Source organism: Bacillus cytotoxicus NVH 391-98, from assembly GCF_000017425.1.
Classification (GTDB): domain Bacteria; phylum Bacillota; class Bacilli; order Bacillales; family Bacillaceae_G; genus Bacillus_A; species Bacillus_A cytotoxicus.
On sequence record NC_009674.1, the window covers coordinates 2,015,309 to 2,028,060 of the forward strand.

General features: G+C 34.5%; 14 protein-coding genes and 3 pseudogenes. 5 read left to right on the forward strand and 12 right to left on the reverse strand.

The genetic code is table 11. The features are described 5' to 3' along the window. Positions 1–83: 83 nt before the first annotated feature. From kynA to BCER98_RS22490, 4 genes and pseudogenes are all read right to left on the reverse strand, one after another. A complete protein-coding gene (gene kynA / locus BCER98_RS09790; protein ID WP_012094382.1) occupies positions 84–923 on the reverse strand; it encodes a tryptophan 2,3-dioxygenase in 840 nt (279 codons plus the stop codon). A gap of 39 nt (positions 924–962) precedes the next feature. Next, on the reverse strand, positions 963–1,592 hold the full coding sequence (kynB, locus tag BCER98_RS09795; RefSeq protein ID WP_012094383.1) for an arylformamidase: 630 nt from the start codon (positions 1,590–1,592) through the stop codon (positions 963–965). A gap of 1 nt (position 1,593) precedes the next feature. Continuing rightward, on the reverse strand, positions 1,594–2,880 hold the full coding sequence (kynU, locus tag BCER98_RS09800; RefSeq protein WP_012094384.1) for a kynureninase: 1,287 nt from the start codon (positions 2,878–2,880) through the stop codon (positions 1,594–1,596). Positions 2,881–3,035: 155 nt separating this feature from the next. Continuing rightward, a pseudogene (locus BCER98_RS22490) lies at positions 3,036–3,371 on the reverse strand (sigma-54-dependent Fis family transcriptional regulator); the annotation flags it as partial. Positions 3,372–3,531: 160 nt separating this feature from the next. On the opposite strand from BCER98_RS22490, the gene BCER98_RS09810 reads away from it, so the two are divergent. Beyond that, positions 3,532–4,374 (forward strand): oxidoreductase, encoded by an 843-nt coding sequence (locus BCER98_RS09810; RefSeq protein WP_012094385.1) that lies wholly within the window; start codon positions 3,532–3,534, stop codon positions 4,372–4,374. Positions 4,375–4,527: 153 nt separating this feature from the next. Here BCER98_RS09810 and BCER98_RS09815 read toward each other — a convergent pair whose 3' ends face one another. The 3 genes from BCER98_RS09815 to BCER98_RS09825 form a co-directional block, all read right to left on the reverse strand. After that, entirely contained in the window at positions 4,528–4,824 is a 297-nt protein-coding gene (locus tag BCER98_RS09815) for an ArsR/SmtB family transcription factor (protein ID WP_012094386.1), read from the reverse strand. Between the two features lie 265 nt (positions 4,825–5,089). Next, on the reverse strand, positions 5,090–5,929 hold the full coding sequence (locus BCER98_RS09820; RefSeq protein ID WP_012094387.1) for an ABC transporter permease: 840 nt from the start codon (positions 5,927–5,929) through the stop codon (positions 5,090–5,092). Beyond that, positions 5,922–7,127: a quaternary amine ABC transporter ATP-binding protein gene (locus tag BCER98_RS09825; protein ID WP_012094388.1), complete on the reverse strand. Its 1,206-nt coding sequence runs from the start codon at positions 7,125–7,127 to the stop codon at positions 5,922–5,924. The genes BCER98_RS09820 and BCER98_RS09825 overlap by 8 nt, the downstream gene beginning before the upstream one ends. Before the next feature lie 176 nt (positions 7,128–7,303). On the opposite strand from BCER98_RS09825, the gene BCER98_RS09830 reads away from it, so the two are divergent. Continuing rightward, on the forward strand, positions 7,304–8,161 hold the full coding sequence (locus BCER98_RS09830) for a glycine betaine ABC transporter substrate-binding protein (protein WP_012094389.1): 858 nt from the start codon (positions 7,304–7,306) through the stop codon (positions 8,159–8,161). 54 nt (positions 8,162–8,215) lie between these two features. Here BCER98_RS09830 and clpP read toward each other — a convergent pair whose 3' ends face one another. Beyond that, positions 8,216–8,797, reverse strand: a complete 582-nt coding sequence (gene clpP, locus BCER98_RS09835) for an ATP-dependent Clp endopeptidase proteolytic subunit ClpP (RefSeq protein WP_041809745.1) — start codon at positions 8,795–8,797, stop codon at positions 8,216–8,218. 21 nt (positions 8,798–8,818) lie between these two features. Continuing rightward, a complete protein-coding gene (locus tag BCER98_RS09840) occupies positions 8,819–9,502 on the reverse strand; it encodes an RNA polymerase subunit sigma-70 (RefSeq protein ID WP_012094391.1) in 684 nt (227 codons plus the stop codon). Between the two features lie 146 nt (positions 9,503–9,648). On the opposite strand from BCER98_RS09840, the gene BCER98_RS09845 reads away from it, so the two are divergent. The 3 genes and pseudogenes from BCER98_RS09845 (at position 9,649) to BCER98_RS09850 (ending at position 11,275) form a co-directional block, all read left to right on the forward strand. Then, on the forward strand, positions 9,649–9,969 hold the full coding sequence (locus tag BCER98_RS09845) for a 2Fe-2S iron-sulfur cluster-binding protein (RefSeq protein WP_012094392.1): 321 nt from the start codon (positions 9,649–9,651) through the stop codon (positions 9,967–9,969). Positions 9,970–9,985: 16 nt separating this feature from the next. Continuing rightward, positions 9,986–10,650 (forward strand): annotated as a pseudogene (gene rpiA / locus BCER98_RS23370) (ribose 5-phosphate isomerase A). Positions 10,651–10,837: 187 nt separating this feature from the next. After that, a complete protein-coding gene (locus BCER98_RS09850) occupies positions 10,838–11,275 on the forward strand; it encodes a GNAT family N-acetyltransferase (RefSeq protein WP_012094393.1) in 438 nt (145 codons plus the stop codon). Positions 11,276–11,532: 257 nt separating this feature from the next. Here the strand turns inward: BCER98_RS09850 and BCER98_RS09855 are convergent. The 3 genes and pseudogenes from BCER98_RS09855 to BCER98_RS09865 form a co-directional block, all read right to left on the reverse strand. Further along, positions 11,533–11,880 (reverse strand): annotated as a pseudogene (locus tag BCER98_RS09855) (GNAT family N-acetyltransferase). Positions 11,881–12,014: 134 nt separating this feature from the next. After that, positions 12,015–12,338 carry a DUF952 domain-containing protein gene (locus BCER98_RS09860; protein WP_041810383.1) on the reverse strand — a complete coding sequence of 108 codons (324 nt, stop codon included), beginning with the start codon at positions 12,336–12,338 and terminating at the stop codon, positions 12,015–12,017. A 36-nt stretch (positions 12,339–12,374) separates the two neighbouring features. Beyond that, on the reverse strand, positions 12,375–12,722 hold the full coding sequence (locus BCER98_RS09865) for a hypothetical protein (protein WP_012094395.1): 348 nt from the start codon (positions 12,720–12,722) through the stop codon (positions 12,375–12,377). Between the last annotated feature and the right edge of the window lie 30 nt (positions 12,723–12,752).

Sequence of the window (12,752 nt, forward strand, 5' to 3'; positions counted from 1 at the left end):
TACTCAAAGCAAAGAAATATTTCTAACTTCACCTTAACATTTTCATAAAAAAATCAGCCTCTCCTAAGAGATGCTGATTTTTTTTATAATTTCGTTCGTACATTCCAAAGCTCTGGGAAAAATCGCTGATCCAACACACGTTTTAAATAAGATACACCAGACGAACCACCTGTCCCCATTTTATGACCAATGATACGTTCTACCGTTTTCATATGACGGAATCGCCACTGTTGTAACCAATCTTCTATATCAATTAATTTTTCTGCAAGCTGATATAAATCCCAATATTTTTTCACATCGGCATATACTTCTAACCAAGCCGCTTCAACTGTCGAATCCTCTTCGTAAGGCTGCGTAATATCGCGACCTAGTACGTCTTTATTGATTGGAAATCCTTCTTTTACAAGCGCCTGAATTGCTACATCATAAAGGCTTGGTGAATGAAGCGCTGTATGCAATCGAGCATGTAGTTCTGGATCTTTTTCATAAATTTTTAATGCGTGCGGTGTTTTATAGCCAAGTGCATATTCAATCATTCGGTATTGATACGATTGAAAACCTGATGCTTGACCGAGTGAATCGCGAAATTCAATATATTCAGACGGCGTTAATGTGGCAAGAATATCCCACGATTGAATGATTTGTGATTGAATTTTCGACACCCTTGCCAACATTTTAAATGCAGGTGCCATCTTTTCATTTTGAATAGATTCAATCGCTGCATTTAATTCATGTAAAATCAGTTTCATCCAAAGTTCACTTGCTTGATGAATAATAATAAACAGCATTTCATCATGATGATTAGATAATCTTTTTTGACTATCTAATAAGCGATCTAACTGCAAGTACTCTCCATATGTCATATTCTCCTTGAAATCTGTATAAATCCCCTTTTCCATAATTACTTTTTCATTTTCTGTCATCGTTATGTAACACCCTTTCTATGCATCATGCATCCCCTGTTATAATGGTCGAATTATAGCACGAACTGGGCTACCATCTGCTTCTGTTAAGGCAAGTGGTAAAGCAATCAGCTCATAATCTCCGTCTTGTACATGATCTAATACGACATTTTCTAAAATATGAATACCGTGCTGAAATAATTGATGATGCGCTGCTAGTTCTTTATCATCAAGTGGATCTACAGAAGGTACATCTACTCCAATTAATCGGACTCCTTTTTTTGAAAGGAATGGTGCAATCTCCGCACATAAAAATGGGATTATGTCTGGAAACTTTTGTGCGTTCCCATGTGAAGAAGTGCGCAGTAATAACCGCTCCACACCTTCTAAATTGAACTGTTGTAATTCTTTTACTCCAATAGAATCCATACTTGAAACATCGATAATACGCGCTGGTCCCACATACACATGAATATCTAAATCTATGACTTTCTTTCCATCGTTATCAAAATGAAACGGTGCATCAATATGTGTCCCTGTATGAATGCTCATCGTTACCTTTCCAATATTAACGGACCCACTTTGCTCTTTCGTGCAAGACACTTCATATGAGAAAGGTGTATCTCCTGGCCAAGTTGCAATCTCATTATTTAATGGCTGTGAAATATCGATCCATTCAGATGCCTTCATCTTACGCCACAACCCCTCGTTTATTTTCAAATTGTTTATACTCTTCATTTGTCATAATTTTCTTTAAAATTCGAACGGACTTCCACACTTCTTCATATGTATTATATAAAGCAACTGGTGCAAGGCGAATGCCATTTGGCGCGCGAAAATCAGGAATTACTCCATTTGCTTTTAACGCTTTACATATACGAGCAGCTTCTGGGTGCTCTAAATAAATATGTCCTCCTCGTTTTTCGTCTTCTAAAGGATTTCCAATTGTAAATCCTTTATCTGTTAATTCATAATCAATCAAATGTAGCATATACCGTGTTATATGTAATGATTTTTGACGTAATCGATCTATGCCCGCCTCTTTAAAGATCTCAAGTGAGCCAATTAATGGTGCGATACTGAATATATGTGGTGTTCCAATTTGATACGCTCCAGCATGCTCAGCTGCTGTTAATGTATGTTCCATATCAAATTGTTTATCTTTTCTTGAACTGAACCAGCCGGAAAGACCGGGCAAACGAGCAAAATGTTTTTTATTTACATATAATCCGCCAACACTACCAGGACCTGCATTTAAATATTTATAATTACACCATACCGCAAAATCAACACCCCACTCTTGAAATTGATGCGGAATCGCCCCGATTGAATGACATAAATCAAATCCGATATGAATCCCTCTCTTATGTGCTTCAGCCGTCAATCGCTTCATATCTAAAATTTGTCCGCTTCGATATAAAACTGCTGGCAATAAAATTAAAGCGATATCATCTGTCATAGCAGCAATAATATCTTCCTCATCTAACGTTCTGCCGTCTCGACTTTTCACTCGAACAAGATGTTCATTTGGGTCTAATCCTTTTAAACGAATTTGGCTTTGCAAAGCATATATATCTGATGGAAATGTTAATTCATCTGCTAAAATCTTTGTACGAATCCCTTTCGGTTCATAAAATGTCGCAATCACCTGATGAATATTCGTCGTCGTGGAACCGGTTACAATTATTTCCTCAGACAATGCACCAATAAGCGGTGCGATATGTTCACTTAATTGTTCCGATAGAAAAAACCACGGATACTCTCCTTCTGTCCATCCATCAATTCCATGCTCTTTCCATGAATTTAACATAGTAAGTAATGACTTTTCAGCTCGTTTAGATAATAATCCTAATGAATTTCCATCTAAATATATTGTATCTGCTTTTTTATAAAATTCATTTTGAAAAGCAGCAAGTTCATCCTGTTTATCACTTTGGATTGCATACTCATAAGATGCCTCAAATGGGTTTTGATCCATAGTTCCACCTTCTTTTTAATTTTCTGTTTATTCTAACTAATTGAAATATAACATTATAACTATTGTAACGTCAATGATATTGTATTCGTTGCTCTCTTCCATATTACATATTGAAACCTTTGCATTCGTTTATAAAAGGTACTGTGCGAAACATTTCATAGTTTTGCTGTAAGTGATACATGTCCCTTTGTTTTTTGTAATGCTTTAATCATTCCATCACGTTGTATTTTTTCATGGAAAGTTAACTTATGTTCTTTCTTCATATCCTTTGTTTCTTTCCAGAAATCTTTTTGATCTCCTTGCATAGATTGTAATATGAGTGAAATTTATATTCTTCCCTTGTGAAAGAATACATAGGTGCTCTAATATATTTAATAACTCTCGAATATTCCACTTCTTTCACAAAAATCTTTTATAAAATACGGTATATCTTCCCTTCTTTCTCTTAAAGAAGGTACATATATCAGATAAGCATGTAAGCGATAATATAAATAAATTCTCCCTCAAAAAACCACTGTAAAAAACGAACAACTCTAACTCATTAAACTTTTGTTTGAGTAATACAACAAATGTATACCTTGCGAGAAAGAGAATCATAGATTTTCGATATAAAAATCGTTATGATATAAGAAAAAAGAAAGTGAGCAAAAGATGAAGAAAATCGCGATTATTACTGGTGCATCAAGTGGCTTTGGCTTATTAACAACTATTGAATTAGCTAAAAAAGATTATACTGTCATCGCTACCATGCGTGATCTGAATAAACAAGAAAATTTATTATCGCAAGCTGCCGCATTGCATTTGCAACATCATATCAAAATTCATCAACTGGATGTTACCGATCCAAATTCAATCCATACTTTTCAATTGTTTTTAAGAGAATTAGACCAAGTAGACCTTCTCATCAATAATGCCGGATATGCAAGCGGTGGTTTTGTAGAGGACATTCCTATAGAAGAATATCGTAAACAATTTGAAACGAACGTATTTGGGGCAATCTCCATCACACAAATTGTATTACCTTATATGAGAAAGCAAAAAAGCGGAAAAATTATGAATGTAAGTAGTATTAGTGGTCAAATTGGCTTTCCTGGCTTATCTCCTTACGTTTCTTCTAAACATGCATTAGAAGGTTGGAGTGAATCCCTCCGCTTAGAAGTAAAACAATTCGGAATCGATGTTTGTTTAATTGAGCCTGGTTCTTATAACACAAATATATGGGAAGTTGGAAAATCGCTAGCGAAACAGTACTCAGAAAACACTTCTCCTTATATAGAATATATGCAGAAAATACAACAACATATAAATAACGGGAGTGATACATTCGGTAATCCAATCGATGTTGCTAAGAAGATTGTAGCGGTTGCCGAAGCAAAAAAGACATCCTTTCGTTATCCCATTGGAAAAGGCGTAAAACTAATGATGACTGTAAAAAAACTGATTCCATGGAAATGGTGGGAGTTTCTAGTTCATAAAAACTTCAAAAGAATGTAACGGATATATAATAAGTTAAAGAAGACTGGCTGTTTCAAATTAAATCTAGCACAAATATAACTCATGAAAGCTATTTTTTATCATGAATTCACATAAAAAAACATCCCCACATTATGATGTAGAGATGTTTTTTGTAATCTTCTTATATTTTTATTAATTTACACAGCCTAAAATGCCAGCAATCTCACTTGCCTTTGCATTATTAATGTAATAATACATTTCCAATCCTTTTCGTTCGGAACGTAGCACTTTTCCTTTCATTTTCGATAAGTGTTGAGATACAGTGGATTGCGGGATTTCTAAAATTTCGGTTAGCTGTGATACGTTACAAGTTTTTCTATTTTTTAACTCGTTAACAATTTGTAATCGTACTGGATGTGCCATCACTTTTAAAATATCTACATCTTCTTCTGTAATTTGTGTTTTTATCTCTTTACTTTTCATTGCCATGAGAATCTCTCCTTTTTTGTTGCATTTCTTTTTCTATAAAAGGCATTCAGAGAAAGTGAATGCCACCCCTGTAACTTATTTATTGTTATTCTATATAAAAATAATTAAATATAAATCTTACTTCATATCCGATATCTATATCATACACTTTCAATATGTGTTTTATATGAAGTTTATTTAAAGTTACAATGAATTTTTCACAAAAAATTCATTGTAACTTCTTGAAAAATATCTTTTTTGATTATTTTACTGAAACTGTTCTGTCCTACCCTCTTTTTCTTCGATGAAACCCTTGTGTGATTCGATCCAATATAATAGCGATTACGACAATGGCTAACCCAGCTTCAAACCCCATTCCAATATTCACTTGTGTTACAGAGCGATATACATCTACACCAAGTCCCGGCGCTCCTACAAGTGATGCAGTCACAACCATCGACAATGATAGCATAATACTCTGATTAATCCCGGCCATAATCGTTCCTGTCGCAAGTGGCAATTGTACTTTAAATAGCTTTTGTGATGCTGTAGATCCAAATGCATCTGCAGCTTCAATTAAATCTTCCGGTACTTGTCTAATTCCAAGGTCTGTAAAGCGAATCGTTGGTGGCATCGCAAAAATAACCGACGCGATAATCCCTGGCACTACCCCAACTCCAAAGAATGTAATGGCAGGAATTAAATACACAAATGCCGGCATTGTTTGCATAAAATCTAATGTTGGTTTTAAAAATTTCGAAAACCGTTCGTTTTGCGATGCTAAAATGCCAATAGGGATTCCAACAATGATAGAAATAATAACGGATGTCAGAACAAGCGCCAATGTTTGCATCGTTTGTTCCCAATAGTTAATGTTTAAAATAAATAATAAGCCAATCAATGTAAAAATAAGTAAAGAGACTTTCCTTGCTGTATACCAAATGAGAAAGCAAACAATGACAATCATTAAAAAAGCTGGAATGAATGTTAAAAAATTTGTCAGTAAATCAACAAAACCACCAATCACATAAGAAAATCCTCTAAATATATTTTCAAAATGCTCATATAAACTCGCTACAAACGTATCGACCCATTCACCTAACGGAATACGCGGAATATTATTCATTGTCATTCACCTCATCTTCAATATTTCCGGCAAGGGCTTGAATGACACTTTCTCGTTTAATAATCCCCCTTAGCCTATTTTTTTCATCAATAACAGGTAAAGGAAATTTCATTTCTGCCATTTTTGCATACGTTTCTTCTAGTAATGTATCTACATATACATGAGGAAGATCTGTGATTAACAAGTCTGCAATTGGCCATTGTTTTTGCACTGCTTTACTTGCATCATCAGCCGTTAAAATTCCTAAAAACTCATGTTTTTTATTGACTACATATACAGTAGATACCCCCGCATTTCTCATAATTTGCAGAGCTACGCGCGGTCCGCGGTCAATCAGTAATGTTTCTGGTCTTTTTAAAATAGATTCAGCAGTAATGACTTTTCCTAAGTTCACATCAGCAACAAATTTCTCTACAAATTCATTTGCTGGGCTCATCATAATTTCTTCAGGTGTTCCAATTTGGACAATTTCTCCATCTTTCATCAGCGCAATGCGATCTCCAATTCGAAGCGCTTCGTCTAAATCATGCGTAATAAAAATAATTGTTTTCTCCATTTTATCTTGCAGCTCTAATAATTCATCCTGCATTTCTTTTCGAATCAATGGATCTAATGCACTAAATGACTCATCCATTAGAAGCACGTCTGGATCATTCGTAAGCGCTCTTGCAATTCCAACACGTTGCTGCATCCCACCGCTTAATTGTCCTGGATAACTATCTTTATGATGATCTAATCCAACTAACTTGAGAGATTCTAACGCTTTTGTTTCTCTTTCTTCTACCGGTACCCCTTGTACTTCTAAACCATACGCTACATTTTGAATCACAGTTCGATGTGGGAATAAAGCAAATTTTTGAAATACCATGCTCATCTTCGTTCTTCGTACTTTGCGAAGCGCCTCTTTCCCCATTGTTGCGATATCTTCTTCATCTATGTATATATGCCCCGCTGTTGGCTTTATAAGTTGGTTAAGCATACGAACAAGTGTTGATTTTCCGCTTCCTGAAAGTCCCATAATCACAAATATTTCTCCTGTATATACTTCAAATGTTGCTTTTTTCACACCAACATTCATTCCTGTTTCTTTCAAGATTTCTGTTTTACTTTTCCCCTCTTTTAATAAAGCAACTGCTCGTTGAGGATTTTTCCCGAATACTTTTGTCACGTTTTCCACACGTACTTTTGTATTTTTCATAAAACGACTCCTTTTCTGCCCATCTATTCACATAGTGTAGCGATTTTAAACAGAAATATTACATAGAAATAACAGAAATAAGCTTTCTTAAAATCTTTATTTTCCGTTCATAATAAGAAGGTTCACCTATACATTTATTTGTATACAAATGTTAGTGATGAAACGGGAGGATTTCAATGAAACGAAAAATATGGCTTATTAGTATCTTGTTATTTATCAGTATGATTATTACTTCTTGTAATGCAACAAATGCAAATACAAAAGGAAAAATTAAACTTGGTGTTACAAGTTGGAAAGAAAATATTGCAATTGCAAATTTATGGAAAGTTTTGCTAGAACAAAAAGGATATAAAGTAGAGCCAATGTATTTAGAAAAAGCAGCCATTTGGACTGGTGTTGCTCGTGGTGATATAGATGCAAATTTAGAAGTTTGGCTTCCAGTTACCGATAAACCGTTAAATAATCGGTATAAAAATGATATCGTTTTAAAAGCAAAATGGTATGAAGGAACGGGACTTGGCTTAGTTGTTCCTTCTTACATGACAGACGTTAACAGCATCGAAGATTTAAATGCTCATAAAGAAGAATTCGGTAATAAAATTGTCGGTATTGAACCAGGTAGTAGCTTGATGAATTTAACAAATAAAGCGATGAAAGAATATGATGTAAAGTTAAAACTTGTCCAATCTTCAGAAGCGGCCATGATGAGTGAATTAAAAAAAGCATATACACAAAAGAAACCAATCGCTGTGACGCTTTGGAATCCACACTGGGGCTTTTCAGAATTTGATTTAAAATATTTAAAAGACCCTAAGAAAGTATATGGTGAAAAAGACGACATTTATTACTCTGTAAGAAAAGGATTTGAAAAAGATTATCCAGATGTTGTGAAATATTTTGATAGATGGAAAATGAATGATGAACAACTTGGTACTTTAATGGTTATGTTAAATAAAATAAAAGATCCTGAAGAAGCGGCACGAAAATGGATTAAAAAGAACCAAAGACTTGTGAATGAGTGGATGAAAGAATAATGCACCGTATAAAAACAGGCTAGGAAATAAATTATGTTCCTAGCCTGCTTTCCATTATTTTTTTGTAATAACCGCATCAACAATCCCGTATGTTTTTGCTTCTTCTGCCGTCATAAAGTAATCTCTTTCTGTATCACGCGCTACTTTTTCAATTGGTTGCCCTGTTCGGTCAGATATAATATTGTTAATATCTTGTTTTAACTTTAATATCCGCTTTGCTGTTATTTCAATCTCTGTCGCTTGCCCTTTTGCTCCGCCAAGCGGCTGGTGAATCATAATTTCACTATTTGGGAGCGCAAATCGTTTTCCTTTTGTTCCGCTAAGCAACAAAAGTGCCCCAAATGATGCTGCCAAGCCCATACAAAGCGTTTGTACATCTGGCTTAATCAAGTTCATTGTATCTAAAATCGCAAATCCTGCTGTCGTCGAACCACCTGGACTATTAATATAAAGAAAAATATCTTTTTCTGCATCTTCTGCTTCTAAAAACAATAACTGCGCCACTACACTACTTGCAACTTGATCATTAATTTCTGAACCAATCATCACAATACGATCTTTTAATAATCTAGAATATATATCATAGGAGCGTTCTCCTAACTTTGTTTGTTCCACAACATATGGAATTGTATTCATCATAATCCCTCCATCTTATTGTTAAGCTGCACATAACATAAAATTGTAAGAAGAAGATTTTTTCGCACTGAACAATAGCACCGGCTCTTTAGAAGATACATGTGTAAAATGAATAGTTGGAAGAAGTTTTGTTAATAATTCTGGTTTTTGTTCACGAACCGCTGTTACGACTACCTTGGCATCATCTTGCCAAGCTAAGTTACCATCTTCTTCATTTCTCATTTTCAATTTATTTCTACTCCGAAATAACGAAGCTTTCACTGCTCCTTCTGATATCGAGCATATTTTCGCAATATCAGATAGATGATATTGAAAGACATCTTTTAACAGAAAAATGACAGCTTGCTGGGCATTTAGCGAAGTGACTACTTTTTCCGCCATCTCATGCAAATCAGCAATTATTTCATGTGGTGTTTCAAATGTTACTTCCTTCTCTAATTTCTCTTGAACAGATTTTACTTTTAATTGATCGAACCATTGATTTCGCGCAATTTTATATAGAAGCGTCATACAAATATCTTCCTCCTTATATTTTTGCAGTACTTTACAAACCGCTTCTTGCGCTAGGTCTTCACCATCCCATTTGTTTTTTGTTAAAAACATGCAGTATCTTTTTAATTCGGCATAATTCTCAATAAGAAAATTTTTATTTGAATAATCCATATCGATAGGATTTTTAAACAATGGCATTACTTTTGTGCACAAAATAACCACTCCTTTTCAGCGCTTACTTAATGAACGATTGAAGGGATAAAAAAGTTACGAAGGAAATAAAAAATTTTTAAGGTTTATGTTTTTCAATGTGCGGTCATAAATATCTTATGTAGAATTTTACACAAGGAGGCTATCAAATGCCAAAATTAACTGTAATCGGCACTGGTACTTTTGATATTGAAGAAGGAACAAAATTAGTGTTAGCTCTTGAAGATAACGGCGTTCCAATTCTTCATCGTTGCGGCGGGAAAGCTCGCTGTACAACTTGTAGAGTTGAAGTCATCGCAGGAGATTTCTGTGAGCCTACGCCTAAAGAAACACATGCAATGACAGAGAAAGGCATTGAAGACCACTTACGATTATCATGTCAAATGCGGGTATATAAAGATTTAACTATCCGGCCCATATTAACGGTCGAAAATTCAGGTTTAGATGCTGGACCGCGTCCTGCAGAATAAGGCGGCGGAGTGTATCATGACTCTAAAACGTTTAGCTGGTGAATACGCTGTGCATTTTTGTAAAAGATGGGATGAAAATCGGACTTACTTGGTGCAGGATCTACTGTGTATTGGACGGTACAACGATTAGGACAACTTGTCAAAGAATGTCTTACGATTGAAGCTGTACCTACATCAATCGAAACAGAAAAATTAGCAACTCAGCTGTCTATCCCATTACACCCTTACAATACAATAGATTATCTTGATCTCACAATGGACGCGCAGATGAAATCCATCCCAATTTACAATTAATAAAAGGTGGAGGTGTTGCTCTTTTGCGAGAGAAAATAGTCACCTCTTCCTCTCAAAGATTGATTATAATTGCAAATGAATCAAAGCAAGTAGAAAAGTTAGGTACGTTCCCTCTACCAATTGAAATCATTCCATTTGCCTATAATCAAACAGAAAAAAGATTCAATCGCTCGGTTGTCAAACTATGTTACGTATGAAAAACGGGCGCCCTCCCTTACAAACAATGGTAATTTCATTTTAGACTGCAGGTTTCCAAATCAAATTACAGCCTCACTTGAAATGCATCATCGTTTAAAAATGATAACGGGTGTTATTGAAACTGGATTATTTATTAATATGGTACATAAAGTGATCATTGGGACTGAAAATGGAATCATCGAATTATGATTCTTTCCCTTTAATCAATGGAGGGCCTCTTCCTCCCTCCCCTTTACTTTTGCTGAATTTTGAAATAGATATGTAATATTTCATAGAATGCTTGGATGATCTTATAACTATTGAAAGAAGTTTACATGTTTTATAATGTAATATATGTATAAATGATCCACTATTATATTAGAAAGGGTTGAATCAATTGAAATCGAAAAGAATTCAAGAAATGAAAGATTTAGAAATCGCCTTTCAAATTCGGAAAGAAGTATTTGTAAAAGAGCAAGGAGTTCCTCTTGAGGATGAATTCGATACATTTGACACGTTAAGTGAGTTATGCCAGCATATTTTAGTTTATTATAACGAAATACCGGTAGGAACGGGCCGAATTCGCTTTGTTGACAACATGGGGAAACTAGAAAGAATTTGTATCTTACAGCCTTATCGGAAATATGGACTTGGAAAAGTCATCATTCAAACGTTAGAAGAAATTGCCTATGAAAAAGGAGCCAACAAAGTAAAACTACACGGCCAAACACAGGCTGAAGGGTTTTATAAAAAATTACACTATCAGCCTTCTTCCGATGTTTTTATGGAAGATGGAATCCCTCATATTTTAATGACAAAAGAATTATCATGCTAAACATGACAAGATCCTTTCCATAAAAGGCATTGGAAACGCGCTGATTTTGAAAAGATAACACATATTTTATCGGAATGCTAAGAATACAAAGGAGCCCATCATCTATATAGTGGGTGACGGACTCCTTTTTACTATGAAGTGAACTTTTTCAGCAGCCTCTTCTTCATGTTAGTCCCTTTTTAATCCGAAAGTATTATAGTGAACTTTTATTCTCTCTTACTTCCCTATCTGGTTTACATAATGATATTACATTTAACTTATAGTCGTTTCTCAAAAAAGTGCTGACAATACCTTTAGGATGATCTTCTACAACACCAAATTCTCGATAGCCATGTTTTTTATAAAATGCAGGTGCTTGAAAGCTAAATGAATCAAACAAGATGAGACGACATCCTTTTTCCTTTGCGATTTCTTCCATTTTATATAACAACTTACCACCATATCCATCATGATGAATCGACTCATTCACCCATAAAAAATCGATATGAAGATGATAAAAATAAATCGTTCCCGTTATTCCTCCCAATGTTTTTCCGACATCGTCTTTTAAATAGAAAGCTTACCTGTTCCATCAGTTGTTTTACCTCATCTGGCAGAACGGACATATTATATTGAATAACTTTATTTTTTATATACTCACTTGCATTATTTTGTTGTGTAAATTTCAATACATGTTCTCCTTCTCATTTTCTTTTTAGCACTTTTCAACATCCAATCATTAATTTTCAAGTTTTCCCTATCAATTCAACAAAATGCTGTTTGGCAAAATAAATGCACCATGTTCTCGATAAAAAGGAATAGCATCTATAACAGCATCGATATGTATAGTTCCATATACATGTGGATACTCTTGACCATTTGATGATTTTTCATATTTTGTTTCTGCTTGAACACGTGTGGAATCTATTAAAAGTAAGACTAATTCCTTTTCAGTACGAAAGTGTTTTTCTGCAACTGATAAAGATTGTTCTAAAAAGGAACAATGAATAAATCCCTCTTCTGCAAGTGATGCCTCCTTAATTTCCCCGCTTATTTGTGCTGCTTCCCAATCTTCTTTTTTCATAACTTTTGTGATAGTACTCAATTTCTTTCTCTCCTTTTAAATTCCAAAGTGAATCATATATTTATTCTCTTCTTTTGCTTGAATAATTTTGTTAGCCAATTCGTTCAGTTCAATCGATTTCTTCATATCTTTGGAAGATATAACTATATCTAAAAATTGAGATAATGATTCAGGTGGAATAATCGTAATCCCCCAATTTGCCAAACCATATTTAGGACGATCTAACGTATGAAAATATGTCTTCATTATCGATAAAGGTTCAAATAAGTTTGTAAGAATATCATCATTTACAGAAATACAGTTATATACATCTGGATTGTAACTCTTGTAAGTCTTTTGATTATTGATATTATGAATTATACCGAATTCGTGATTTATAGCCATACGTATAATCCCCCTTTTGATAGCTTTCCG

Coding starts and splice junctions, on each gene's coding strand:
- BCER98_RS09820 (WP_012094387.1), bottom strand. CDS start 5,929: ATGAATAATATTCCGCGTATTCCGTTAGGTGAATGGGTCGATACGTTT.
- BCER98_RS09830 (WP_012094389.1), top strand. CDS start 7,304: ATGAAACGAAAAATATGGCTTATTAGTATCTTGTTATTTATCAGTATG.
- kynU (WP_012094384.1), bottom strand. CDS start 2,880: ATGGATCAAAACCCATTTGAGGCATCTTATGAGTATGCAATCCAAAGT.
- kynB (WP_012094383.1), bottom strand. CDS start 1,592: ATGAAGGCATCTGAATGGATCGATATTTCACAGCCATTAAATAATGAG.
- clpP (WP_041809745.1), bottom strand. CDS start 8,797: ATGAATACAATTCCATATGTTGTGGAACAAACAAAGTTAGGAGAACGC.
- BCER98_RS09810 (WP_012094385.1), top strand. CDS start 3,532: ATGAAGAAAATCGCGATTATTACTGGTGCATCAAGTGGCTTTGGCTTA.
- kynA (WP_012094382.1), bottom strand. CDS start 923: ATGACAGAAAATGAAAAAGTAATTATGGAAAAGGGGATTTATACAGAT.
- BCER98_RS09815 (WP_012094386.1), bottom strand. CDS start 4,824: ATGGCAATGAAAAGTAAAGAGATAAAAACACAAATTACAGAAGAAGAT.
- BCER98_RS09845 (WP_012094392.1), top strand. CDS start 9,649: ATGCCAAAATTAACTGTAATCGGCACTGGTACTTTTGATATTGAAGAA.
- BCER98_RS09860 (WP_041810383.1), bottom strand. CDS start 12,338: ATGAAAAAAGAAGATTGGGAAGCAGCACAAATAAGCGGGGAAATTAAG.
- BCER98_RS09865 (WP_012094395.1), bottom strand. CDS start 12,722: ATGGCTATAAATCACGAATTCGGTATAATTCATAATATCAATAATCAA.
- BCER98_RS09825 (WP_012094388.1), bottom strand. CDS start 7,127: ATGAAAAATACAAAAGTACGTGTGGAAAACGTGACAAAAGTATTCGGG.